At 38.2% G+C, this 26,569-nt stretch carries 22 protein-coding genes and 1 other RNA gene; 13 read left to right on the top strand and 10 right to left on the bottom strand.

Annotated features, from left to right (window positions below):
• Window positions 1-25: 25 nt before the first annotated feature.
• Together rnpB and OGI71_RS01045 are read left to right on the top strand one after the other, a co-directional pair.
• Window positions 26-405, top strand: an RNA gene (gene rnpB, locus OGI71_RS01040) — RNase P RNA component class A.
• A 65-nt stretch (window positions 406-470) separates the two neighbouring features.
• Window positions 471-1,862, top strand: a complete 1,392-nt coding sequence (locus tag OGI71_RS01045; protein ID WP_120260643.1) for a sigma-54 dependent transcriptional regulator — start codon at window positions 471-473, stop codon at window positions 1,860-1,862.
• A gap of 133 nt (window positions 1,863-1,995) precedes the next feature.
• Here the strand turns inward: OGI71_RS01045 and OGI71_RS01050 are convergent, their stop codons facing one another.
• From OGI71_RS01050 to OGI71_RS01065, 4 genes are all read right to left on the bottom strand, one after another.
• Window positions 1,996-2,655, bottom strand: coding sequence for an HAD family phosphatase (locus OGI71_RS01050; RefSeq protein ID WP_282253458.1), 660 nt, complete (start codon window positions 2,653-2,655; stop codon window positions 1,996-1,998).
• A gap of 75 nt (window positions 2,656-2,730) precedes the next feature.
• Complete coding sequence (locus OGI71_RS01055) at window positions 2,731-4,632, bottom strand: DUF3857 domain-containing transglutaminase family protein (protein WP_282253459.1); 1,902 nt, start codon at window positions 4,630-4,632, stop codon at window positions 2,731-2,733.
• The gene (locus OGI71_RS01060) at window positions 4,629-6,554 is read right to left on the bottom strand and encodes a DUF3857 domain-containing protein (protein ID WP_282253460.1); all 1,926 of its coding nucleotides are present in this window, start codon (window positions 6,552-6,554) and stop codon (window positions 4,629-4,631) included. Before OGI71_RS01060 ends, OGI71_RS01055 begins: the two co-directional genes overlap by 4 nt.
• A gap of 130 nt (window positions 6,555-6,684) precedes the next feature.
• Entirely contained in the window at window positions 6,685-7,059 is a 375-nt protein-coding gene (locus OGI71_RS01065) for a hypothetical protein (protein ID WP_223582293.1), read from the bottom strand.
• Between the two features lie 437 nt (window positions 7,060-7,496).
• Between OGI71_RS01065 and OGI71_RS01070 the strand changes: the two genes are divergently transcribed.
• The gene (locus OGI71_RS01070) at window positions 7,497-8,021 is read left to right on the top strand and encodes a hypothetical protein (protein ID WP_282253461.1); all 525 of its coding nucleotides are present in this window, start codon (window positions 7,497-7,499) and stop codon (window positions 8,019-8,021) included.
• Between the two features lie 102 nt (window positions 8,022-8,123).
• Window positions 8,124-9,002, top strand: a complete 879-nt coding sequence (locus OGI71_RS01075; RefSeq protein ID WP_259180388.1) for an OmpA family protein — start codon at window positions 8,124-8,126, stop codon at window positions 9,000-9,002.
• A gap of 79 nt (window positions 9,003-9,081) precedes the next feature.
• Here the strand turns inward: OGI71_RS01075 and OGI71_RS01080 are convergent, their stop codons facing one another.
• From OGI71_RS01080 to OGI71_RS01090, 3 genes are all read right to left on the bottom strand, one after another.
• Window positions 9,082-9,714 (bottom strand): gluconate 2-dehydrogenase subunit 3 family protein, encoded by a 633-nt coding sequence (locus OGI71_RS01080; protein WP_282253462.1) that lies wholly within the window; start codon window positions 9,712-9,714, stop codon window positions 9,082-9,084.
• A 3-nt stretch (window positions 9,715-9,717) separates the two neighbouring features.
• Window positions 9,718-11,454, bottom strand: coding sequence for a GMC family oxidoreductase (locus tag OGI71_RS01085; protein ID WP_282253463.1), 1,737 nt, complete (start codon window positions 11,452-11,454; stop codon window positions 9,718-9,720).
• A 305-nt stretch (window positions 11,455-11,759) separates the two neighbouring features.
• Window positions 11,760-13,352 (bottom strand): ABC-F family ATP-binding cassette domain-containing protein, encoded by a 1,593-nt coding sequence (locus OGI71_RS01090; RefSeq protein ID WP_282253464.1) that lies wholly within the window; start codon window positions 13,350-13,352, stop codon window positions 11,760-11,762.
• 274 nt (window positions 13,353-13,626) lie between these two features.
• Between OGI71_RS01090 and OGI71_RS01095 the strand changes: the two genes are divergently transcribed.
• Window positions 13,627-14,967: a sigma-54 dependent transcriptional regulator gene (locus OGI71_RS01095; RefSeq protein WP_282253465.1), complete on the top strand. Its 1,341-nt coding sequence runs from the start codon at window positions 13,627-13,629 to the stop codon at window positions 14,965-14,967.
• Window positions 14,968-15,020: 53 nt separating this feature from the next.
• Here the strand turns inward: OGI71_RS01095 and yiaA are convergent, their stop codons facing one another.
• The gene (gene yiaA / locus OGI71_RS01100) at window positions 15,021-15,488 is read right to left on the bottom strand and encodes an inner membrane protein YiaA (protein ID WP_120260653.1); all 468 of its coding nucleotides are present in this window, start codon (window positions 15,486-15,488) and stop codon (window positions 15,021-15,023) included.
• 141 nt (window positions 15,489-15,629) lie between these two features.
• Here yiaA and OGI71_RS01105 point away from each other — a divergent pair, with 141 nt between their 5' ends.
• Entirely contained in the window at window positions 15,630-17,138 is a 1,509-nt protein-coding gene (locus OGI71_RS01105; RefSeq protein WP_282253466.1) for a hypothetical protein, read from the top strand.
• Here the strand turns inward: OGI71_RS01105 and OGI71_RS01110 are convergent.
• Both OGI71_RS01110 and OGI71_RS01115 read right to left on the bottom strand, forming a co-directional pair.
• Complete coding sequence (locus OGI71_RS01110) at window positions 17,132-17,752, bottom strand: murein L,D-transpeptidase catalytic domain-containing protein (protein WP_282253467.1); 621 nt, start codon at window positions 17,750-17,752, stop codon at window positions 17,132-17,134. The two genes, OGI71_RS01105 and OGI71_RS01110, sit on opposite strands and share 7 nt — an antisense overlap.
• A 63-nt stretch (window positions 17,753-17,815) precedes the next feature.
• Window positions 17,816-18,919 (bottom strand): DUF695 domain-containing protein, encoded by a 1,104-nt coding sequence (locus OGI71_RS01115; protein ID WP_282253468.1) that lies wholly within the window; start codon window positions 18,917-18,919, stop codon window positions 17,816-17,818.
• A 400-nt stretch (window positions 18,920-19,319) separates the two neighbouring features.
• Between OGI71_RS01115 and OGI71_RS01120 the strand changes: the two genes are divergently transcribed.
• The 7 genes from OGI71_RS01120 to OGI71_RS01150 all read left to right on the top strand — a co-directional run bounded on the left by OGI71_RS01120 (window position 19,320) and on the right by OGI71_RS01150 (window position 26,567).
• Window positions 19,320-19,796 (top strand): BON domain-containing protein, encoded by a 477-nt coding sequence (locus OGI71_RS01120; protein WP_282253469.1) that lies wholly within the window; start codon window positions 19,320-19,322, stop codon window positions 19,794-19,796.
• A gap of 13 nt (window positions 19,797-19,809) precedes the next feature.
• Complete coding sequence (locus OGI71_RS01125; protein WP_120260658.1) at window positions 19,810-20,229, top strand: SH3 domain-containing protein; 420 nt, start codon at window positions 19,810-19,812, stop codon at window positions 20,227-20,229.
• Window positions 20,230-20,406: 177 nt separating this feature from the next.
• Window positions 20,407-21,276, top strand: a complete 870-nt coding sequence (locus OGI71_RS01130) for a hypothetical protein (RefSeq protein WP_282253470.1) — start codon at window positions 20,407-20,409, stop codon at window positions 21,274-21,276.
• A 317-nt stretch (window positions 21,277-21,593) separates the two neighbouring features.
• Window positions 21,594-22,796, top strand: a complete 1,203-nt coding sequence (gene tyrS / locus OGI71_RS01135) for a tyrosine--tRNA ligase (RefSeq protein WP_282253471.1) — start codon at window positions 21,594-21,596, stop codon at window positions 22,794-22,796.
• Between the two features lie 132 nt (window positions 22,797-22,928).
• Window positions 22,929-24,686: an aromatic amino acid hydroxylase gene (locus tag OGI71_RS01140; RefSeq protein ID WP_282253472.1), complete on the top strand. Its 1,758-nt coding sequence runs from the start codon at window positions 22,929-22,931 to the stop codon at window positions 24,684-24,686.
• Between the two features lie 81 nt (window positions 24,687-24,767).
• Window positions 24,768-25,127, top strand: coding sequence for an S-adenosylmethionine decarboxylase (locus OGI71_RS01145; protein WP_108633046.1), 360 nt, complete (start codon window positions 24,768-24,770; stop codon window positions 25,125-25,127).
• Between the two features lie 3 nt (window positions 25,128-25,130).
• The gene (locus tag OGI71_RS01150; protein WP_282253473.1) at window positions 25,131-26,567 is read left to right on the top strand and encodes a hypothetical protein; all 1,437 of its coding nucleotides are present in this window, start codon (window positions 25,131-25,133) and stop codon (window positions 26,565-26,567) included.
• Window positions 26,568-26,569 lie beyond the last annotated feature (2 nt).

Consider the following 26,569-nt stretch of genomic DNA (forward strand, 5'->3'; position numbering starts at 1 on the left):
AAGTAAAATCGCTACTTTTGCGCAGAAGCAAACTGGTTCTATCGCTGCTCTTTTTGGGAGGAGAGGAAAGTCCGGGCAACATAGAGCGACACGCTTCCTAACGGGAAGGATGTTATTTTAAATAGCAGACAGAAAGTGCCACAGAAAATATACCGCTTTTCGGAGTAAGGGTGAAAACGTAAGGTAAGAGCTTACGGTCTTGTATGGTAACATATATTACGGTAAACCTCGTGTGTTGAAAGACCAAATAGGTTGCGAAATCCGAAGGCTGCTCGTCTTCTTTCAATTTATTGGAATTCGTAATGGGTAGGTTGATTGAGTTTGTCAGCGATGGCAAATCTAGATAAATGATAGAAATTCCACTTCGGTGGTCTACAGAACCCGGCTTACAAGGTTTGCTTCTTTTTCGCTAATTGCTAAAAAAACCTTATATTGATTTCCGTAATTGAAAATAGCATAACGCTGAATTTATGAGTACAATTTTAATCATTGACGATGAACGCGCCATCAGAAGCTCTTTGCGTGATATCTTAGAATACGAAGATTATACGATTTTAGATGTTGACAATGGTCGTGATGGATTGGAGATCTTAAAAAAAGAAAAGGTCAACTTGGTTCTATGTGATATCAAGATGAATAATATGGACGGGATGGAAGTGTTATCTGAGGCACATCAGAGTAGTCCAGATATTCCCTTTATAATGATCTCTGGCCATGGAACGATTGAAACCGCGGTTGAGGCAGCAAAAAAAGGAGCTTTTGACTTTTTGGAAAAACCACTGGATCTAAACCGGTTGCTCATTACGGTTCGGAATGCATTGGATAAAAGTTCTCTTGTCACTGAAACCAAAGTATTAAAACGAAAAGTAAGCAGTTCAAAGACCAAAGATATATTAGGGGAGTCCGGTGCAATTAAACGTATCAAAGAGACGATAGATCGTGTGGCTCCAACAGAAGCTAGAGTACTGATTACTGGTGCAAATGGTTCAGGTAAAGAGCTGGTGGCCCGTTGGTTGCATGAGAAATCAAATCGTTCACAGGCGCCATTGATTGAAGTAAACTGTGCTGCTATTCCTTCTGAATTGATCGAATCAGAATTGTTTGGACATGAAAAAGGATCCTTTACTTCGGCAATTAAACAGCGTATCGGTAAATTTGAACAGGCTAGTGGCGGGACATTGTTTTTGGACGAAATAGGGGATATGAGCCTTTCCGCTCAGGCTAAAGTGTTGCGTGCTTTACAAGAACATAAAATAACCAGAGTTGGCGGTGACAAAGAAATTGATGTCAATGTACGTGTTGTAGCTGCGACCAATAAAGATTTGTTAAAGGAAATTGAAGACGGCAATTTTAGAATGGACTTATATCATCGCCTCTCGGTGATTTTAATCCATGTGCCAGCGCTGATAGATCGTGTTGATGATATTCCATTGCTTTCAACGAACTTTTGTGAAGAAATATGTATGGAATATGGTATTCCTGTAAAGGAAATCACAAATGCAGCGATGAGAGAATTAAGCCATCTTCCATGGACGGGAAATATTCGTGAATTGCGTAATATGATTGAACGACTTATTATTTTGAGTGATAAATCTATTACCGATAAGGATGTTGTCGCATTTGCTAATCCTTCACGTGAACCGGTAAATGGGATTGCCCACGAAAAGGGGACGGTGAATTACGGCCTAGATATGGATTCATTTGACTCATTCCAAGATTATAAGGATCATGCGGAAAAAGAATTTATAAAATATAAATTGGAGAAAAATAACTGGAATGTTTCCAAGACTGCAGATGATCTGGATATACAACGGAGTCATCTCTATAGTAAGATTGAAAAGTTTGGTCTCAAAAGAGACTAGTAAAAAATAAGGGCATCCAAAAGAAGCCCTTATTTTTTATAACCTTTGTAATAGTTTCTTTGTATTCAATTGAAGAAACACTGTTGAAATGATCCTCGTATGAATTAAGTGATCATTTTGTTAAGCGGACCTTCTATTGTAATATTGCTTTCACATTAGCTACTGAAATTTCAGTATAGTTTCTGATATAGGTATCGCTAGCAGGAAGTTCCTCTTTTTTGTGGGTTGATAATACGGCAACAACCTTCATCCCCGCATTTTTGGCAGCTGTAATGCCCGAAAAAGAATCTTCAAACACAATACATTTTTCAATTGGCATACCCAGGTTTTCCGCTGATTTCAAATAAACTTCGGGATGAGGTTTGTGAAGTTTTACATCTTCACTGCTCAAAGTTGATGAAAAAAGATCACGGATCTTTAGTTCATCCAAAATCAGATCCATATTTTCTTTAGGAGCCGATGTTGCCACCGCAAGTTTGAAGCCTTTGTCTTTTAAATCTTTCAGAAATTCGATCAAGCCTTTAATAGGAGCAACATGTTCTTTATAGATCACCCTAAAAAGCTGCTCTTTTTCAAACTCAAGCGTACGCAATTCTTCAGGAGAGATCGGGCGTTGAAAAAAATGTTGCATGATATAGCTGTTGTGTTTGCCATACATATGCTGTTCGAATTCTTCTTCAGTAGCCTGTTGTACGTTATGGTTCTTAAAAAAAGCTCTGAAAGCTTCTGCATGAAAGGGGTTTGTGTGGCTTATAACCCCGTCCATATCAAAAATTGCCGCGTATTCTGTCATTTGGCTAATATACAATAATTGCTTTATTTGATTGTTTGACAACTTTCATATTCTGGTAAATATTTTAAGATGATATTACAATATGCTCAGATTATAACGCCCTTTATCGGAACCACTCACTTCTTTATGAAACTGAAAGAAATCTTCATAGTTGCTTGCTGGATAATTTCCTTCGAAGAGCTCTAGTTTTCGATACGTGAAAAGTTTATTCCCTTTTATCTCCGACTTAAATTCATATTTACCAAATGGTTTTTCGATAATCTTTTGTTCGGGGGTTATTGTTTTTAAAATGTTATTTGGCAGTGCAATACTAATGCTGTCAATGTCAACAAATCCACGTTCTATAAAAATATCTTCCGTACGATTTTTATTCTCAGATATGCTGGATTGTGTATTGAAAATATTGGGCTGAATCAGCATTTTATTGCCGTTTTTTACCGCATAATTTTTAATGGAAATTGACAAATTCTCTTCAATAAATGGTCTATCTTTTTTGTGTTCGGTGTATTTTACCTGTTCAAAATTAATGTTGTCGATATTATAATATTCTGCCAGCAGTTTAGTTTTTTCATTATTGCTTGCCAAAAGAATTTCCATATGATTTTCATACTGTGTACCATAAAATTTGGTGTTTAGAGAGCCTTTTATACTCCCATCATCGGATAAGCTAAGATCGGCGTTACGAAGCTGAAGATTGATGGCATTGCTATATTTTGGTGTATGCATAATCACACCGCCATTTTCGGTACAGGCAATGACATCTCTGTCATCTGTAAAATTGCTTAGGAATCCAAAAGGGAGGTTCTGGCTGGTGCATTCCAACCAGGTCGTATCATTTTTGAATGGCAGGCATAGGATTGCATGGTTTCCATCCTGTACATTTGCAAATGTTTTATGAAAATTCTCTTTGCGTTTACCCGCTTCAACCATACAGTAGTAAGAAGGTATACCTACAGCAGATAACATGCTTCCCATATAGTTGACCAAGGCTTTACAGTCACCATAACCTAAACGGTCAACCTCAGATGCCGGAAATGGCTCAAGTCCACCAATTCCAATCTGAATACTGATGTATCTCGTGTTTTTTTGCAAATAGTCGTATAGGATCTTCGCTTTTTCTTGATCCGATGAAGCGTTCTTTGTAAGTGATATGAATTTCTGTTTTGAGGCTTCAGTAAGATCTTGCTTTTTGCTTAATAATTTAGTAGCAAACCAGTCGCCATACTCTTTCCAATCGCTAAAATTGCCTTCTTTTCCATAATAAACAAAGTTTTTAGGAACGATCAATACGCTTGTTCTTTTCAGATTGGGATTGGGACTATAAGATTCCTCTTTTTTAGCTGGGATTTGTTCCGCATTCCAGGTTTTACTAACAGTTTTGTCGGTTTTCTCCTCTTTGATATTACCTTTATAGTTTTTTGACTCGATCCGAAATTCACTACTGATTGGAGTTATAAATTGATAACTGCTTTTTTCAACGGAAACATTGTTTGAAACTTCAGGAGTCCATGAAGGAATGATTAAGTTTTGTTTATGCCTTACTTCGTATTGATATTCGATGGTATAGGGGTAGCTGTGATAATCCGGGATATAGACTTTCATCCTCGAATCAGCAAACATTGTACTGTTGTCAACTGCACTTACATCTTTAAAATCCTTGGTTGTTATTTTTTTCTGCAATATCCCCATTTCATTATAGATAGCACCCTTTATGCTCTTGATTTCATTTGATTTGTTATAATGTATCGGAAGGGCGGCATAGTAATCCCCGTTTTTATTATAAACGGTAATGACACGTGTGACCGTTTCAGTGACCTGCTCAGGGGATTTTACTTCCACCACAGTTTTATCATTTCGGACTGTTGCTACTGCCCGGCTTTTTAGCGTACCCGGAATCTGGGCAATATCGTAGTTCTCCTGAGCAATTGCAGCAATTGGAATAAGGAAATAGGCTAAATTGGCAAATAACGTTTTCATTTTTTTGTGGTTAATCTAATGTCTAATTTCTGCTGTTGTATAATGCGTGAATAAAGCTCTTTTAAAGAGAAATATTCGTCTACCGTAAATATTGGTTTATTAAAACTAAGGCTCCCCAGAACCTCTAGTTTGGTGCCAGTTAGCTGTGTTATGTATTTATATCTTGCAGCAGACTCAGGAAGAGCCAAAGATATATTTTGTGGTTTATCTGTTACTTCGTATTGTTCCGGGATTTCCAATTGGATATTGTATTGGAGTTTAGACTTAAATCCCATATCTACCGGATAAGTGCGGTCTTGAATTTTGAACGGATTATAGGATATGCGATCGATGACGTTTGGAGCGAGTGATAATATATTGTTTTCTTGTTGTTTATTAACATCTAACGTAATATCAAACGTCTCGTTTAGTATCTGATCGAGTTCGTTAAGATGTTCAATTTTGGCATTGGTAAAACTGATGTTGGGCATCTCTTCATCCAGTTTTTCCCAATATTCTTCGAGCGAGTTGAATTTGGCTATATGTTGCCTTTTTAAGAGCGCTTTATTACCTTGACTGCTAATGATAAGTGTGCCTTTAATTTGACCTTGGTTATTCAGTACGCCCGTCAACGTATAGTATTGTTCGGATATCTCCTCAGAGGCTAGTGGGAACCAATCTGAACTTTTTTTGGAGTATATGATTCTGCCACGCTCATTGAGACATTGCAATGGCAATGAGCCAAAGGGAAGATAGCTATTCGATGCGTCCAATTTGTATTTGATTCCATCGATGTCCACACAGGCGATTACATAGTCAAAATCAGATAATACAGGAAATAGCGAATTGGGGTTACCATTTCGTCTTGTCGATAAAATAATTGGATAAGCATCTAAATTCGCTGCTTGTAGGGCAGTAATCAGCGATAAATTTATATCACCAATATTACCAGTTCTTTTTTCTAAGGCTTTTTCGATTCCATTTTCGGAATATTTTCCAACGTAGTTATTCCATTTTATCTGTTTCTTGATGTAGTCGTAGATTTTGTTGGCCTTTACCAATTTTGAATCATCTGGAGATAAAAGTGTTGACAGCGTAGTTTTGAATAGATCTGTTTTTTTCAATTGGCCACCAAAGGTCTTCTCATTCATTAATTCTGTGTCAACATCTTTCCATGTCTTGCTAAATGTTTTTTTGACACCAGTGCTTGGATAGAATATGGATTCGAGCTCGTAATATATTGCGGATTTAAAATTTTGGGGAGAAGTCATAAAGTCTTCTTCAACAAAAGCTGGAATATTGGACATTGCATAGGTGAGCTTTGAACAATCCATTCTTACTCCATCCAAAAAAAGATATTCCTTCAAAACTTCTCCTTTTTTTTGGTCATCAAGTTTATAGGGACCACGTAATACCACATTATAAGTAAAAGATGCCGGTATAATAGCAATGTATTGGCTATGTAATTTGGGAATATCATCCTGAAATTCCCATGTCTTAAAATTAAATAGATCCTGTTCGAGAGTTCGATACGAAACTTCTATGATGGATCCTTCTTTAATATTTGGAAGTGTGAATTTGTTCAGATCGAGGTAAGTAGAGTAGTTTTCTTTAAAAACCTTTTTACTTTCAAGTTCTGTTCGAATGATCTGTCCGCTTTCCAAATTGTAGGTAACAGCTTTCAATTCGTCCAGGTGGTCACGGATATAACTTCCTCTTTTATAGGAGGGGATTTCGAAATTGGCTTTTTTAAAACCCTCTTTATTATTTATACGAATGAGGACGTGGTATTCGTGCATTAATTTTATTCGATGATCATAGTCATCGACGAAAACTGAGCTTTGCCCAAATTCTTTTAGGACAATAGCATTTGCATTGCTATCGAGTGCTGTAGTCGAAAAATCTGAAACGTTTACTCTACCAAAATCGAAATTTTGCCCCAAGATGTTCGGACAAAAATAAAATATTAAAAATAGCGTTAAAAAATGGCGCATAACTTAGACGTAATTTGTATACGAATATAAGTTTTTAGCCAAAATTAAACGATACCTCTAAAAAATATTATTTGTCTAGTTATTTATCTATTTGTAGCAGATTGTCAATGACTTCGGTAATATTATCAATATCCTCACCATCTTCTAGCATTGAAAATGCGAGGTAGGTTGCGTAGATCTCAGGACTAAACTTAACATGTTTGTCTGAAATGAACTTATCAATCTGTTGTTCATTGCATTCAAAATTGATGCTTTGCAATTCATTGAACAAGTTTGTTGAGATAGTCTGGTGATTTTCTCCACAGGCAAATCCCGCAATAATATGGAATAGAAATTTATCGGTTATTTCATCATCTTCCTTTTTGAACATAGCACGAATATGCTTATAATCGAATTTAGTTTTTGCACTATTGACGATAGTGTCCCAAATCTGATACTCCGCTTTTGTCTCCATAACTCACTTTAAATTTATATTGGTATAAGCAATATACTAAAAATAATTCTATTCTAAGCAAGGATGACAGCAAGATTTCTCTGAAAAAGACATACACGCTGTAGTTCTTTTCTTTTGTTTCATCTGAACGAAGGTTAAGACTGTAGAAGTTTGAAAACCATTTCACCCAACAGGCAACCCAATAGAATTCCAAAAAGAATGGATAGACTTACTTTGAACCATACAGGGCTTGTTTTTAATGCTAATTTCATGGTGCAAAAATGCCTTAAAAATATCCTTTTATAAAGAAATTCAGCTAGGAAAAAGCCTCCTGTAGTGATATGATGACAAGATATTTTAGGCTTTGTGGTATGATAATTGAAAATTAATGTTTGAATTCGATTTTTTTAGTAATTTAAGTCGGAAAATGAATTTTTGGAAAAGCCTGATTTATAATTATGATGACACGAATAGTATTGACAGTATTTCTATTTACAATAGCAAAGATGGGACTGGGACAGCAGCTGAATATCGATAAGATCCGAAAAGATTATGCGGAGGCAGTAAAGGACGAGGATCTGTGTGAACGTAATTTTGATATACTCGATGACGGGGCTAAATCCACTACAGAGAAGGTCTATCGTGCCGCCTATGAGATATTAATAGCAAAACACATGGGCAATCCATTTAAGAAAGTCGGCCAATTTAAGGAAGGTAAGAAGCATCTGGAGGAGTTGATCAAAGATAACCCCAATCATATCGAAGCAAGGTTTATTCGATGGAGTGTACAGGTCCATGCACCGTCTTTTTTGGGTTATAAAGATAATATCATAGAAGACAAAAACTTCTTGGTCAAAAACCTCCGTAAGTTGCCCAATGAAGAGGCAAAATCAATTATTTACAATTATCTGAAAGGAGCTAATCCTTATTTGAAAGGTGAACAGATATTTACTAATGTGGAATTAAAGGAGTTAGGACAATAGACGTTAAAGGATGTTAATTCGATAGGATACTATTTTTTTGGCTGAAATATTGCTTTATCTTGGTTCAACAAATTAACTCAACATCTACAAAATTAGAATGCTATGAAGAATATAGTTTTTCCGATGTCCATACTGACCGCAAGTTTGTTTTTTACGGGATGTGGTGTCAGTAAAAAAACATATGTAGGTTTGCAGACAGAGTATAAAAATCTGCAAACACAGTATCAGGATAGTCAACTTCAATTGACTGAAAGTCGGTCACGGATTAAGAGTTTGGAAGACCAATTAGCTTCAGAACGACAAAATAATGCTGATCTTAAAGCTGCTTATGCTGCATTGCAGGGTTCTTTGGATAAGAGTATCAATCAAAACTCACAGGGAAACGTCAATATTTCCAAGCTTGTTGATGAAATCAATGCTTCAAATAAATACATTAAACATCTTGTTGAGACCAAGAACAAGTCTGACTCGTTGAATTTGGTGTTGACAAATAATCTGACCCGGTCACTGAGTCGTGAGGAATTACAAGAAGTTGATGTGCAGGTGTTAAAAGGTGTCGTTTATATTTCACTGGCAGATAATATGCTGTACAAGTCTGGAAGTTATGAAATCAGTGATCGTGCTGATATGACTTTAAGCAAAATAGCGAAGATTATTCAAGATTATAGAGATTATGAAGTGCTGATAGAGGGTAATACAGATACAGACCCGATTTCGAAACCAAATATTCGAAACAATTGGGATTTAAGTACATTACGGGCTTCTTCTGTCGTTCAGGCATTGCAAACCAAGTATGGTGTTGATCCGAAGCGACTAACAGCTGGTGGTAGGGGAGAGTATAATCCTGTAGCCGACAATTCAACAGCTCTTGGAAAACAACGCAACCGGAGAACACAGATTATTATTACACCTAAGTTGGATCAATTTATGGAATTGATCGACAAAGCCCCAGAGCCGACTGAGGTTACACCGGCACAATAATGAAAATTAGATAAATAGCTGTCAGCTCGATATTGTGTACAGTAAAAAAATCCTTTCCAGCTTTTGGAAAGGATTTTTTTTATCCAAAGAATTTAGTTGGATCGAAACCATGTTCTTTCAGCACATCGTCCGGAACACCATTCCATACGCCAGGTTTATTACCAGCATATCCGATATCTTTGATGCCAATTTCGCTGGTATAGAAACCAGAAGACGTCAGGTTGCGCATCAAGGAGAAAAATGCTGCTCCTTGCTGCATTTCGGGTTTTGCCAATTCAGGATAAGCAATTTCATCAATGAGTGCTAATTGATCCTTTGTGTCGCATTTTATAAATACATTACCATACCGTCTTTTGGTCTGAAGATCAAGCCAGCGTAGTCCACCACGCATAGGGATTTTGTTGTCAGGCAAATCCTTTACCATAAACTCGATAAAATCCGGAACACCCGCCTCGGAGGCGCTGCCTGATTTGCTGTCTTTTGGAATAATGATGTCGGCTAAAACAGTTATTGTTGCCATTTCATGTTCATCAAAAAACTTTTCTTCTTTTAGCCGTGCTGTCCGTTCATATTCAAAATCTTGGACACCGGGTAGTTTATCAGCATTTGCGGCGGTTGTATTTTTTGCGTCTTTTGTGTTACAAGCTGCGGTTAAAAGACCTGATCCAGCAGCAATAAAGCCTAGTGCTTTTAGCGATTCTCTTCTATTCATGCTTTAACCATTTAATTTTTTCTTTTCCTGCAATATATATTCTGCGGTACGCATCGATAGTGCTAGAATTGTCCATGTCAGGTTTTTATCTCCTTGTTGTACAAATGGTCCAGCATCGACCACATAAAGGTTTTTACAGTCATGTGCCTGTCCCCATTTGTTTAATACCGATGTTTTTGGATCGTTCCCCATTCTGGTGGTGCCACCTTCATGAATAATTTTCCCGGGAGCCTCTAGACCATATAAGGTGTCAGCACCTGGAATTTTCGATGTGATGACAGCACCCATTTCATGCATGATGGATTGGAACGTCTCCTGCATATGCTTTGCTTGGGCGATTTCTTCATTTGCCCATTTGTAATTGAAACGGAGTACAGGGATTCCAAATTTGTCAACTTGGTTCGGGTCGATTTCACAGTAATTATCTTTTCTTGCCAATGCGGTGCCACGTCCAGCCATACCAACATTTGCGCCATAGTAACTACGGTAGTCTTCTTTAAGCGCTGTGCCATATCCACCCTTTGCTTTTGTTTTTCCGTCGCCGCCTTTTCCGGCGTCATTTACCTTTGGTACCCAGTTTAGGAACCCATAAGATGGCATATGTAGACCACCACCATATTCAATATGGTATCCTCTCGGGAAATTCAGTTTCGCGTTGTCTTCCCACCAAGGTGAATAGATATGGACACTACCAACGCCGTCTTCGTTATATCTTTTACGATCGAGTAATTGTGGTAAGTAACCGGAGAGACTGGCACCGGTGGAGTCGTGAAGATACCTGCCGACCAAGCCGCTGCTGTTACCAACACCACCGGGATGTGCTTTAGATTTTGAATTTAACATAATCCGGGCGCTTTCACAGGCACTGGCGCCAAGAATTACAGTTTTTCCTTTTACCGTATATTCCTGTAAATCTTTTGTGTCAACATAGGAGACACCGATAGCCAATCCTTCGTCGTTGGTCAATACTTCTCGTACCATTGCATTGTCGATTACCTTTAAATTCCCGGTTTTCATTGCGGGAATGACCAAGCACGATGAGGATGAGAAATCGCCATATACTTTACATGCGCGACCACATTGGCCACAGTAGAAACAAGTGCCTCGGTCTTTAATATCTTTGGATACTTCGGTTAGCACGGCACCCCGTCCCGGAATGACTGGTACACCAGCTTTCTTGGCGCCTTTTGCAATATATAGTTCATTAAGACGAGGCTTAGGAGGTTTCATAAAAATACCATCAGGTTCGTTATGTATACCTTCGGCTGTACCATAAATACCGATCATACGGTCTACGCGATCATAAAATGGTTTGACTTCATCATAAGTGATAGGCCATTCATCGGTGATACCATCTTTCGGTTTGAAATCATCGGGCCCCATACGCAATGAAATACGGCCCCAGTGATTGGTTCTACCTCCGAGCATCCTTGCTCTGAACCATTCGAATTCGGTTCCACTAACTTTACTGTAAGGTTCTCCTTCGATTTGCCAGCCACCAAAGGCCGCATCGAAATCGCCAAAAGGTCGTGTCGTACCAGCTCCTCTCCGGGGTGATTCCCAGGGCCAACGTAACTGCAACGAATCTTTCGCGGGATCGTAAAATGGGCCAGCTTCCAGCATCAATACTTTGAGACCCGCATGTGCGAGGATATATCCGGCCATACCTCCACCTGCACCTGAGCCTACGACGATAGCGTCAAACAATTCGGGATTCTCTTTAATTTGATAATTTGACATAATTAAATTGAGTAATTAATTGAAAAGCCTCCGAGAAACATTTTTTTATGAAATTCTATCTCTGCAGGAAGGTTCAACTAATTGATGGTTATTGTTTCATGTTTAAAATCATCGTGAATATATTGATAAAATTTTATTTTTTTTCAATTTAATTTATCGTTTTAGCATTATTCTAAATAAAGAATAGGAGATTGTTACAAAATAAGGTGTAGTTTGCTGGAATGAACCCCGATTGGTCAAGTACGCTGAGATAAAAAATTAAGCCGATATCAAGGTATCAGAAATATCGGCTGTTTTTATTGTACCTAATTTTTTAAACTGATCGTTCTGTCTATGCCGATATCATCTTGAAACATTTCATCATGGGAGATGACAAGGAGTGTACCTTTATAGTGTTGAATCGCTCGGGTAAGGATGCGAATGTTTTGAATATCCAGATTATTGGTAGGTTCATCTAACACAATGAGATCCGGAGCCTGTTGTCTAATTGTTAAGCAGCATAGAATCAGGCGCATTTTTTCGCCGCCACTTAAAAGCCGACAAGGCTTGTCCCAGTCATCCTTCCCAAATAAAAAGCGGTTGAGTCTGATTTTGATATCATGTTCGGGTAGCGATTCACTGTTATAATATTGAGCCTGCTCATAAACACTCAACCGAAGATCAATAAGTGAATACTCCTGGTCGAGATAGATAGCGCTAAAGCGCTGTCGTTCGACCTGACCTTGAGCGGGGCTGAGCTGACCTAAAAGGATTTTGATCAATGTGGTTTTACCGGAACCATTTTTTCCCTGTAAGATGATACGCTCCCCGCTGAATATTTGCAGATCAATATTTTCCTGCCAAAGTTCAGTTGTATTGTATTTGAAGTTAATTTTGGTCGCTTTTATCATACTTTTTCCCTGGGGGAAGTCACTGTTTCCTAAATCAATTTTCATTTCATCTAAGACCGCTTTCGTGCCTCTAAGTTCTTGCAGATTGGATTTCATGTCTCCAATTTTGTCCTGATGGACACTTTTGATTTTGGCTGTACTTTTTTCGGCATTATTCCGTAGTGTATTCATCATAATGCGGGCTACACCTGCTTTTTCTTGTTTTTTTTGACCACGATTGTTTAATCTGTTTTGCCGTTCAATCGTTTCTCTTTCTTTCTCTTTGGCTGTTCTGATCGCTTTTTCCTGATGATGGATATCCTGTTCTAGCGCATTGCGTTCTATTTCTTTTTGAGATTCGTAAAATGCATAGTTTCCACCATATCGTTTTATGCCTCTCGGCGTCATTTCTAGTGTGTCCTCCAATAGATTGAGCAGTGTTCGGTCATGGCTGACAACAACAATGGTCTGTTTTGAAGACTGTATCCATTGATAAAGCAGCTTTTTACTGTCAATATCCAGGTGATTGCTGGGCTCATCCAACAGGATAAGCTCACATTTATGAATCTGGATCCCTGCCAACAAAACTTTTGCCTTTTGGCCACCACTGAGATCCGACATTTTCTGCGTCAAATGAATTTCGGGCAAATTCCAATAGCTAAAGGCTTCTTGGCAGCGTTCTTCCAGCGTCCAGTCATCTTGAAGGATATTAAAATTTTCCTCCGAGGCGTTGCCAGCTAAGATGGCATAAAAAGCATTCAGCTTTTTGTCAATGCCAAGAGCCTGTGCGATTGTTAAATCATCGTATTGTCCGGTGATTTGTGGCACATAAAAGGGGCGGGTATCACTATGCATACCGCCTGTTGTGGGCAATAGATCTCCGGCGATAAGACGCAATAATGTTGATTTACCAACGCCGTTGTTGCCAATTAATGCTATTTTCTCGTGTGAGTTGATTGTTAGACTTATGTTTTCAAACAATAAATCTTTATTCGGATGTATATAGGATATCTGTTGTAATGAAATCATGCTAAAATTCTTTATACTGTTAAAAACAGGCCACTTCGGTAAGTTATTTACCGTTGGTATTTATTAATCTCTAAAGAATTTTAATCTTACATACAGTTTTTATTTGAGTTTAAGAGCTACAAATATACCAGTTTATTTCTAATCTCAAAACAGCTGTTTTTATCTATAGTCAAATTCCTTAATGTTTAACTACAAAATTGTATAATAGTGTGCCAAATTTCGAATGTAAATTATTGCTATTTGCATGGAACAAATCGTAATTTTGAAAAAAAACATGGTGAATAAAATACTTCTTATAGATGACGAAGAGAAGCTTCGTAAACTGCTTGCTAAGATCATCAGCTTGGAGGGCTTTGAGGTAATTGAAGCTGATGATATCAAATCTGGCTTGAAAAAGCTTGATATTTTCGACATCGATGTCGTATTATGCGATGTTAAGTTGCCTGATGGTAATGGTGTGGAGACTGCGAAATTGATTAAGGAACGCTATCCAATTGTTGAAATCATATTATTGACCGCCTATGGTAATATCCCGGATGGAGTTCAGGCGATTAAAAATGGTGCTTTTGAATACATTACCAAAGGTGATGACAATAACCGGATTATTCCTTTACTCTATAAAGCCTGTGAGAAAGTAGCATTGGCGCGCAGAGTAAGACAGTTGGAGAAACAATTGGGTAATAGGCTTTCATTTGACAAAATTATAGGGAGTTCTGTAGCGATTAAATCAGCCATTGCGCTTGCGCAAAAAGTATCTGGAACAAGTACGACTGTTCTGCTAACCGGAGAAACGGGAACTGGTAAAGAGGTATTTGCACAGGCGATACATCAGGCCAGCCCACGCAAGGAACGCAGTTTTGTCGCTATTAATTGCGCCGCTTTCACAAAAGATCTGCTGGAAAATGAACTGTTTGGACATAAAGCGGGGGCTTTTACAGGAGCGACAAAGGATCAGCGTGGTCTATTCGAAGAGGCTCATTTGGGAACTATTTTTTTGGATGAGATCGGTGAGATGGCGATTGAACTTCAAGCCAAAATTCTGCGTGTATTGGAGACTGGTGAATTTTTAAAAGTAGGTGATTCCAAGCCGACGAAAGTGGATGTCCGTATTATCGCTGCAACAAATCGCGACCTTGAAGCCGAAATCGATTCAGAACATTTTAGAAGCGATTTATTTTATAGATTGTCAGTATTTACAATTCAACTACCACCCTTACGAGAGCGTATTGAGGATATTCGATTGCTGGCTCAATATTATGTAGATATTTTTGCGTTAAAATCGAATCTCAAACCGCTAAAAATGACTGCTGAATTTGTTGCTGCTCTTGAACGAAATCCTTGGCGGGGAAATATCCGTGAATTGAAAAATGTAATTGAACGTAGTGTCATACTGAGTGAGGATGGACTGCTTGATCTGAGCAGTCTTCCTTTTGGAATGAATAGTTTGAAATCGGAGCAAGCATTATCTTCCGGTTTCTCCATGGCAAATATAGAACGTCAACACATTCAACGTGTATTGCAACATACAAATGGGAATAAAGCTGAAGCTGCACGATTGCTGGAGATCGGTGTAGCGACACTATACCGGAAAATTGAGGAGTATAAAATGCAATGACCTACAATAGATCCTGCGGCATGTCAGCCAGCGGCCGCAGGATCGGCAAACCGCTAAAGTTTTATCTCGTTATCATCAATAAGTTTAGCATCCCGAGTATTTTTCTGAACTGCGATCGCAGAAAATATACTTAGAGAAAAAGACATAGCGTAGAATCCTTTTTCGCTCAGTAGCAGGTCAGCATTCCATAATCCGATAATCAATAAGACTACCGCAGCAATTGTTGCAAACCAACTTAGACCATAGTAAAGTTCGGTTACAGCAAGTCCTTCAGCTTTATCTCTGACACTTTTTTGAACAGAAATAACAGCAAATAGAGCAAATAATAGGATGGTAAAATAATATCCCTTTTCATTGAGTGCCATAGTCGCATTCCATAATCCGACACAGTAACCAATAGTTCCTACCAATAGAGCTGTCCACGATGCGCCAATGAAGGCTCCTGTAGGTTTGAAAGGATTTCTTGTGTTCGAATCCTTTTTTGAAATTTTTTCTTCAATCATGTTTTTTAGCGGTTCCATAATTTTAATTTTTTATTGTTGTTTTTGTTATTTGTTGATTCAAATATCAGGAGTATTCAATAGGATATAAAATCAATTTTTTGAAAATACTGATGATATATTTTTATTTATTAAATTTGATTTTCGGCTAAATTTGACGATATGGATACAATTGTAGAGCTTATTAGTGTATTAGGTAATGATGATATAAAGGACTTTAAAAGCTTCTTAAAGAAGAAAAATAAGCGGAATGATGTCAAGAATATCAGGTTGATTGAAATTTTAGAAACTGATGATATAAATAGGTTAAAAAAACTCTATGCATCTTCAAAAAATAAGGACGCTTATCATGCATTAAGGAAAAGATTACATGATAGCCTACTCTTGTTTATTTCAAATAAAACATTTGAACGAGATAACAGTGAGGCGCATGAAGCCTTGAGACTGCTTATTGTTGGACGTTTTCTGTTGGAGAATGATCTGATAAAACCTGGATTTAAATGCCTTCAACGGGCTGAACAAAAAGCTTTACTTCTGGAGCAGTTTAGCTTGCTCAACGAAATCCTGCAACTGAGGCTGCAATATGCATATTTGGAATCCAAACCCAATTTAGAACTGCTGATCGATCGTTTGGTGGCAAATCAACATAAAATGCAGCAAGAGGTAAAATTCCAAATTGCCTATGCATTTCTAAGGGTCGAATTGCAAGATATCCATTTGAAGGGGAAGATCGTTGATCTAAATCGTTTGGTGATCGATACAATTGGCAAGTATGATATTTCTTTGCGGCAACTGTTGTCTTTTAAGTCGCTATATCAGCTATTGTTTATCGCCAATGAATATGCTACGATACATCAGAATTATGCCTTAGTTCGGTCTTTTTTGAAAACAAGTGATGAATTTATAACAAAGCAAAAGGTAAATTCGGGACATCACTTGTTTTACTATCTCCATATTCTCTATTACCTCGCTAATTTCAATCTGCGGAATGGATTATTCCACGAAAGTTTAGCGTATTTAGAGCAGCTGATTGCTGGTTGTTCTCCGGGGAGTGTTCTTCGGGTTCAGTTTCATTTACGTTATTATTTGCTCAAGGCGCTAAATTACCATTACATGGGAGAGGGGGTAAAGGCACTCGCTATTTTACGTTTAGGGATCCAGCAATCGACATTGAAGTCCAACGAGACTGATATTGCGGACCTGCAATTATGCCTGGTTATGTTTCTGACACAATTTCAAGATAAACTTGCATTGACAGAATTAAGAAAGTTGATTCGAACGGATGCTTGGTATGAGAAGAAAATGGGCATGTTATGGACGATTCGTAAGAGCTTGTTGGAGATATTGATCCATATTCAGTTTGAGGATATTGATCTGGCAATTTCACGGGTGAAAAGCTTTAGACGTCGGTACAAACAATATCTGGAAACCGTGCGGGAAGGTCGGGTTGTTAATTTTTTAAGACTGGTTGAAAAGTACCTGCAAAATCCATCGATCGTAAAAAATAATGTTTTTATGGCCGATATAGAGGCGATGACCGATCGCGCAGAAAATCAGGATTTGTTTGTGTTGGGGTTCATTGCTTGGTTAAAATCCTTAGTCACATCGGAAAGCCCTTATCAGGCTTTATTGAGCTTGGTTAAGAAATTGGAGCTGAAAAAGGATCAATAATAGATATTTAAGATAATTTGTTTTTGAGAGGAGTCAATAATAGGCTGCAGTCTTTCGTAGAATTTTACGCTTACCATTGGGCACCCCTGGCTTAAACATATTGGAGCAATCTGTTCATCATAGGGCATGCTATCGTATTTATGTAAAACAATGTTTCTGCTGTAGGCGTTGCTATTGGAATTTTCAAGCCCATATAACTTATAAGCTTTTCCGAAACGACCGTTATAAGATGTACCGATCGAGTACATGCCTAATGAGGTCGCATAGGAGTTGTCCTGATTGCTGAATTTTAATCTGCCGGCTTTTCCGGTTTCCGAACCTGAACCATGGGCTACTAAACCTTGATCCAGGATCCGGTTCTTTTGGATATCAACAACAAAAAAGCGATTCCTTCCCGAAAGCTTCTTCATGTCGAGAAGAAAAGCGATGTTTTTATTGTATTTTTTATCCTTTTTAACGACGCCTTTGACCCGGTCAAAGGCGTCAATATACCGTGCTGAGTCTGATGCCGCAGTATTTTCGGTGTTGTTTGCAGCAAATGTGTGCTTTCGGGAAACTTTGAAAGCGATCAAACTGATCCCGATCGCGATAATGAGCAGAATGAACTTATTCATTTATTAGGTTGGCTTTTTTGTTCAACAAAGTGTGCACATTTATTTTTCAATAGCCTATTGTTGTTATTCTATTGTTTTATTAAATCGTGCAAAGGATTTCCAATATTTATCTTTATAGATAGCATAGTCGATTTCAAGCCTATTTTGATATTGCGCAATTAGCTGATCTATTATTTGGGATGATTTCCTGAATTCTGTACAGGCCAGGTAAACTTCCCGTATGTTGTCCGCAGTTTCACGTCCAATATTGAGATAACCGATATCATGTGGAAGGCCAGCCATTAAGTCGTCTTCGAATTTATCCATTAAATCGTATGTCGTCTGGTCAGGCATACCATTGGTCGAAGTTCCATCGTAATTGATCCGCAATGTTACGATCCAGGGGTGTGATACCTTTCCGTCCCAGTCTAAAAGTGTTGTATTTATTATGGCCAAAATAGGCAGATCGTTTTGCATCATGCCCTCAAAAGCGGTGTAGGAATCATTTTCGGTTTCATGCCTGACATCCGTATATTTTTCGACAAATTCTTTTTCCCGCCATATTAAATAGTCTTTTAATTTGATCAATGGAATGAGTTCTCCCGCTGTCAGGTCGCTGGAGGTAATGTTTAAATTGTCAATGGTGATGATCGAGTTTAGTTCGCCGATATAATTATCTAAGAATATTTCAACCCCATGAGCGATGTTGGCTTTGTTTTCTTCCGTGTAATTGGGGTGCACAATAACAATATCGACATCATCTGGACGGTATTTGTGTTCAATGGGGTAAAAATACATGTCATTAATGTCAAAGGAAAAACCGTACATCGTTATTTTGAATTTTTCCATGTCTTCGATAGCCGGTTTTAAGGCGGTAAATTTCCAATTTGGGAGCATAGGAGCTGAGCCGATCAAGGCCTCGACGAACGCGATATTTTTCACAACCCCATCGGGAGTAATAACAAGCTCAGCAATATCATCACTGTACATTCCAGTTAAAAAATAGAGTTCTTTTCGAAGCGCGTCAATTTTTGGGGAGAGTTTGCTGAAAAAATTCTGATCAATCTGATCCCCATTTTTTACAATTTGAAAAAATGTTTGTTCATTTTTTGCAAACCAATTCCAAAATTCCTGTATGCTATCTTTTTTGTTTTCTTTCTTTCCAAAAATATTATTAAAAAACCCCATAGTTACTATTTATTCAATTGGAACCCGATATCGTATGTAAGACCTGTTAGACCTTTGCTTTTAAAATTAATGATATAATTATGATCCAACAAGTGATTTGCTGTTTAAAAATTATGTGACAAACAATTGGTCAAGCAGTTTGTTAAGGATAGTATTGGAAAAATATAAATTAAGATGGAGTAGCTGAAATACCTATGATTGGGGTACAGATAGATGTGTGAAAATATTTGGCATATTTCATTTGACATTTTAAAAAAACAAACCGAGTGTATCGCGTCCGGATATAGCAATGATATAAGACGATTATACCGCCGAAAGCTCGTGAATACTTTAAACAGAAAATAATTGATGAACAAATAATTATTTAAATATGAAATTTAACAAATTAACATTTTGCCTTATGGCAACATCTGCAGTACTTTCTTTTTCTGCATGTAAATCGGGGTTATCGGATGATAAATTAGAGGAGAAGATCGAAAATGCACTTACGGGACGTAAAACTGTTGATGTTGAGGTCGAAAAAGGAAAAGTAATCCTTAGCGGCACCGTAGCGTCGGAGGAAGAAAAACAACAAATTGAATCGATCGCAAAAACAGCAGGGGATAAGGATGTCAAATCTATTCAAAATGATATCGTTGTGAGTGCACCTGTTGCAACAACACCGGCACCGATTACAGTATCGAATAATGATGCTACACTCGGCGCAGCTGTAAATACGTTTATGAAAGATTTTCCATCCGTCCAGGCGAGTGTTAAAGACGGAATTATTTCGGTAACAGGAACGTTGGAACAGGCAAAGATTGTTACATTGAAACAAGGTTTGGATAATCTAAATCCAAAAAAAGTAGATTTGAGTGGTATTGTTGTCAAAAAATAAAATAGTAAAAATTATGTCATTACAAGAAAAATATAAAGTTCTTTTGGATACTGCGCAATCTTCAGGAGTTAACGATCTGAATTACGCTGAAATGGATGGTGTGCTTCAGATTAGGGGTACTGCGCCTACCGCTGATGTGAAAAATAAACTGTGGGAAATTTATGGAAATATAGATCCAAACTTCCAGACCGGTGATGTCGTCTTAAATGTTGATGTGGCTACAGAGGTGCCCGGAAGCCAGGTAAAGGTAATCACAGAGAATAGCAACTTAAATATTCGAAAAGGCCCCGGAACTGACCAGCCTATTGTAGGAAAAGCTGCAAAGGGCGAAATTATCACATTGATCAGCAAGGCAAATGAGCAATGGTGGTTAGTGCGGACCAACGATAACGAAGAAGGGTACTGCTATGCGCAATACCTTGAGTCTGTCTAATACGATCAGTCCCTAAATAAAATATAAGGAGATCTATCTTAAGGATATTTCTCCTTTTTTTATCTGTATGCTGTTGTTTTGGCGTTTTATATTCCCTATTTGAATTTAGTTTCATCTAGACTTGCGGTTTTTGGTGTAATAATTGTAATGTATCCTTTGCAACAAACTTATTACAATATGTCGAAATTGAAATTTTTCTTGTTCCCATGTATTGCTTTGTTGGGACAAATAGCCGTAGCTCAGGAGTATGTTCGTTTGGATAAAAACAGGTATCAGTTACATTTATCAGAATCTCCAAAAGATACTATTAACATCGTTGAAAAAGGACAAGTCACTAAATTGAAGCAAGGAAAATATATTGTGCAGCAAAATCAATTTTTGGGCCCCTCTAATGCCTTTATTGCGGTCAACAAAGACGGTTTAGTAGATGGAAATTTTAAGATTGAAAAGGAAGGAAAGCGTGCTGTGGTCCAGGTCAGGCATGGTGTGATGCAGCAAATGGACGTGCAGACTGACGCGACTTTGGATTTTCAGTATACGATTACGGATACTTCAAGTGTACAGCGCGATTTTCGAAACGGTAAAATCAGTCAGGAAAAGATAGTGATTTATCAACCTAATATAGGAAAGAAGAAAGTATTAAAGACTTTTTATGACAGCTACTATATCGTTGAAAACGAGTTTGACCACAGTAAATCGGAGTATGGCCTGGATAACAAGTTACTTTATAAAGCGAAGTTGGATTGTGTCGGTCAGGTCGTCGAATCGAAGTCGTTCAACAGGGACGGCCAACTACTTAAACATACCTATAAAAAAGATAAAGTCAATTATACCGACTTATATCAGCATAATAATCTTGTCGAGAGACTGTACAAATTCAATGGTTCGAGTTATAGGGAATATTTTAAGAACCAATTATTATTGAAGAAAATTGTTGAGAAAAAACGAAATGGTCGAGTTGAGAGATATGTATATAATGCCGAGGGTAAATTGCTGGAGAAACGGAATGATAGTGGATCGAACAAGGGAGATGAGAATAACGTGTAGTTGAGTTTTTGATAAGAGGGAATAAGGTGTAATTAGGCGCCTGATAAGAGCTGATTGGAGTCAGATGTCGTGTGGTATTGAATAAGAGGGGATGGTATTACTATATTATTATGGCTTTTTTGATTTTTGGAAATATAGCGTTAACTTTGTTAAGGCAATGAAGAAAATGAACAACATATTACGTCTTCCATTTTTCTTTAATTATTATCTCCCGATAGTAGTTCGGGAACCTTATGCCTATTAAAATTTAGAAAATTTAATTATTTATATAGCTAAGCCCGAACATAACGTTCGGGCTTTTTTGTTTTTATAGCATTATGTTAACAGATTTAGAAGAAAACATTGAAATTATGTTGCCAAAGGATGGGCTGAGGTCCAAATTGCAACAATCTAAAGAAACTGGACGTCCGCTGATTATTAAACTCGGGTTTGATCCTACGGCTCCAGACCTTCATTTGGGGCATGCTGTGGTGTTGAAAAAGCTTAAGCAATTTCAGGAATTGGGCCATCAAATCGTCGTTTTGGTTGGGAGTTTTACTGCGCGGATAGGAGATCCAACTGGCAAAAATAAAGCGCGTAAACCTTTGAATCAGGAAAAAATAGCTGAGAATGCTGCAACCTATATCGCACAATTAGCTAAAATCATTGATATGTCAAAGACAAAAGTTGTCTTTAATGGTGATTGGTTGGATAACTTGGATTTTGCGGAGGTTATTCAGCTTGTTTCAAAAGTGACGGTTGCGCAGCTTATGCAACGGCATGATTTTCACAAACGTTTCACGGACAATCAACCGATCGCCATGCATGAACTTATCTATCCTATATTGCAGGGTTTTGATTCCGTACATATCAAAAGCGATATTGAAATGGGTGGGACAGACCAATTGTTTAATTGTACAATGGGACGCCAGCTTCAAGAATCTTTTAATCTCGATCCTCAGCTTGTCTTATGTATGCCACTGCTCAGAGGATTGGACGGTAAAGAGAAAATGAGCAAATCGCTGTACAATACCATTGGTCTGTTGGATGAACCGAATGAAATGTTTGGCAAAGCGATGTCTATTCCCGACAGTTTAATTCCAGATTATATTGATCTAACGACAGACTTTACTCCAACGGAAAAGAAGATGTTAAAATCCCGGCTGGAAATTGGCGAAAATCCGATGGAAGTCAAAAAGCTTATTGCGCATAATCTCGTGGCCCAATACCACGCTCCGCAGGCAGCTGCGGATGCATTGGATTTTTTTGCTAAACAGTTCCAGCAAAAATCATTCGATAATAAAAGTTTTGAAGAGGTCTCGTTGCAACATGTTAATGCGCAATTGGGTTCTGTTGCAAAGCTCGTCGACCTTTGTCACTTTTTAAAGAAAGATCTGAGTAAGTCCGCTATTCGAAGACTCATTGCTGAAGGGGCAGTACAGATTGATTCGAACAAATGTCTGGATCCTGATCTGCCCGTTGATCTGGAAACTGGTTTTAGAATTAAATTAGGAAAAAGAAGTTTTTTTAGATTTGTTTAGGAAGGTTTTATGAGTCACACCTTTGATATATTTTGTAAAAAAGCACGAGAATGTAAGGTTGCCCTTTCGGAAACAATAAATATTTTCTACCTTCATACAAAGTCTCACACTTTATTTTGATACCGATTATAAATGGAAACATATAATAATGTTGTTTTGGAGCAGCTGCCCAAACATTTAAAGCGCTATGTAGTCGCCCAGCAATACGAACGTTATACGGCTTTGGATCAAGCCTTGTGGCGCTATGTCATGCGTCAGAATTATTCCTTTTTAAAAGATGTCGCTTATTACCCATACATACCAGGATTGAAGAAAGCGGGGCTTTCCATTTCGCACATACCGGATCTGCAACAAATGAACGATAGTTTGAAATTAATTGGTTGGGGAGCTGTAACGGTCGATGGATTTATACCACCGGCAGCTTTTATGGAATTTCAGGCACATCGGGTATTGGTTATAGCCGCAGATATCCGACAATTGGAACATATTGAATATACCCCTGCACCAGATATCATTCATGAATCTTCTGGCCATGCACCGATCATAGGTGAGCCCGATTATGCGGTGTATTTGCAGTACTTTGGTGAAATTGGAACAAAAGCATTGTCGTCCCGGAAGGATTTCGAACTGTATGAGGCTATTCGCCATTTATCAATTTTAAAAGAGCACGCGGGTACAACCGAAACCGAATTGGTGGAAGCTGAAAACAAGTTGAAGACCGTTCAGGACAATATGGGCGAACCTTCGGAAATGGCTTTGTTGAGTAGGTTGCATTGGTGGACTGTGGAGTATGGTCTGATCGGTAGCCTTGATGATCCCAAGATTTATGGCGCAGGTCTACTGTCTTCCATTGGCGAAAGTGCCAGTTGTATGCAAAAATCGGTACCAAAGCTACCTTATGATTTAAATACTGTAGCATATACCTATGATATTACTAAGCCACAGCCACAATTGTTTGTCACACCCGATTTTGAACATTTAATGGATGTCCTGAATCAGTTTGCAGATACTATGGCCTTCCGGGTTGGCGGAAAACAAAGTTTGGAAAAAGCGATTGACTGTCAGGCTGTATGCACGATTGTTTATAGTTCTGGATTGCAGGTGTCAGGTATTTTTAAGGCGGCGAATGCAGATCAGTCTATTTCCTATATACAAACAGTAGGCCCCACTGCATTGGCGTGTTCTGGGAAGCAATTAGAAGGACACGGGATAAATTATCATCGGGAGGGCTATGGTTCTCCGGTCGGTCTTCTCGCAGATAGCAATAAAGATTTGGCGGATTTCTCAGACGAAGAATTGACCACTTATGGTATTAGTCAAGGAAAGCGATGTTCTTTGTGTTTTTCTTCAGGGGTTGAAGTTGAGGGCGTTGTTTTGAAGGTTGTACGTCAGGCGGGTAAAGTTGTGTTGATTTCATTTGATGACTGTGAAGTCTACCGAAATGACCGGAGGGAAGTTTATTTTAAACCTGAATGGGGAGTTTACGACATGGCTGTAGGGACCGAGATTATTTCAGTATTTGCGGGGGCTGCCGACAAAGATGCTTATGAGTCTATTGAGGAAGGGACGGAGAAGTCATCCGTTTTATCGTATACGCAGATTGAAGACTCAAAATTGCTTGTCTTGCATGCACAGATCGGAGCACTGCGGTCAGGATCATTTGCTACGGAGCGTTGGACGGATATCTTTGATCAGTTGTCTGCTGAAATAACAGATAACTGGCTCGCGCTGGTAGAACTTTATGAAATCGCCTGGGCGAATTATGCCTACGACTTAACTGAAAGTGTACAAGGTAAGCTTAAAGCTATTATTACAATTCGACCCAGCTTGAAAAAACTGATAGATGATGGTATACGGGTAGCGAAAGAAGAACCCTTAAATAATCATTGAGTGAAATGATTGATTCCCATAGTATAAAAATCTGGTAAAACTTTTTATATTTGGAACGTTTAATTTATCCAGTTATTTCTGATGAACGAAAAGTATACTCCCGGAAAACACCTGTTGATGACATTGCAGGTAGAGGAGGTATCGTTATTGACAACCATAGATGCTTTTTTGGAATTTACCAAAAAGCAGATGAATGTCCATAATTTGCAAATTGTAGGTATTTCCACCCATTCTTTTGAGGGCGGTGGATTTACCGCTGCTATTTGTTTAATGGAATCCCATATCTGTATCCATACCTGGCCGGAATTTGGACAATTGACATTAGATGTTTATCTCTGTAATTATCTAAAAGATAACAGTGAAAAAGTTTTGCATTTGGGTAAGCTCTTCAAAACTTATTTTAATGCGATAGTTATTAACGAAACTGTGGTTAATCGGTAGTTTATGGATGTAATATGTAAAAAATGTGGCCATGCACACCGATTTAAGATCGAGGTAACCGACTTTTCAGGTTTCGTTTGTGCAAAATGCCATAGTTATTTTAAAGGTAAGACAGTTGAAACCTTAACGTATGTGAAGGAATTTTCGGCCCCTTTAGCCATGCAATGGGCTACGTTAGGTGAATCCGTTCAATTCAAGAGAAATAGCTATTATATTATCTCCAAGATACAGCGCTTTACAAAAAGTGGCGAATATGGAAATGAGTTTGTGGGGTTAAACGCGAATCAAGACGATATTTATTTCAGCGATGGCGTAGACTATGCTTGTGCCTTACATACCATTGATCGAGAGCAGGTGACGCTTTTACCGAAAGGTAACACCTGTAAGTTTGGTAATAGACACTATGATCTGGAGTATACCGAGGAGCAAACTGTTGTCTATGCGGAGGGCTTTGTATTTGAAGATCTGGAATCGATGTCAACGACCCTTACCTATATTCAAACAGTTAATGAAGATCGTTTTATTTCTCAGGAATTTATTGATAACGATGTACAGTATTATCAGGGAATTTACCTGGAGGATGAGAGCTATTATAAAATTTTTGACACCTATAACGATTATATTGCCAAAAAGGAGATTGTAGGGACGAAGCTGAGAAATATTGGTGTCTTTGCTGTTCTGCTGTTGGCAGCTCTATTCTGGGTTTTAAACTGGGGACAGATCGGTAAGGATACTTATAAGTTTGATGAAAAATTCCCCGGAAAAAAGGCAAACTCGGAATTTGTCGGCGCCTCTTTCGAATTAAAAGGCGATAAACCCAAAAAGCTGGTCCTGGAGGGAATATCGGAATCTAAAAGCCATCCCATCCAGCTGATGATCAAATTGGTCAATGAAAAGACAAATGAGATTATTGAGTCTGGTACAGCTGTCCACGAGAACAATGACGTTAATTATGCCAGTGGATTGACCGTCGATTTTTGTCGTATACAACCGGGGATTTATCACCTTGTTTTTGTCACCTCTTCAACCAATGGTGCCGCTGATATGGATGTTAATTTTGAACTCACAGAGGACTATAAATTAACATACGGAGGTACCAGTTATACCTTTTTGATTCTTTGTTTGGTGGGTATTGTTGTTCTTGTGGGGATTTTTAGACATAATATTCTGGCGATTAAAAATAAAGATTTTGTTGCTCGGGCTGAAGGTTTAGGTTATTTCGATATCTTAAAATTTGATCGGCTGGGTGTAGCTTTAGTTGCTTTTTTTGTCTTTTTTGTTGCTGTTAACCTATTTGTAAATTCCTCTACAGATTGTAAGACTACAATGCGGACGAGCACCTTGGAAGACCATACTTATACAGGATCAAGATCACATTATCGTCGATCCTTTTATGGTAGCGGAGGTAGTTATAGTGGATATGGTTCAGGTCATAAATAAAA

This window comes from Sphingobacterium sp. ML3W, assembly GCF_029542085.1.
In the GTDB taxonomy this organism is placed as follows: Bacteria; Bacteroidota; Bacteroidia; order Sphingobacteriales; family Sphingobacteriaceae; genus Sphingobacterium.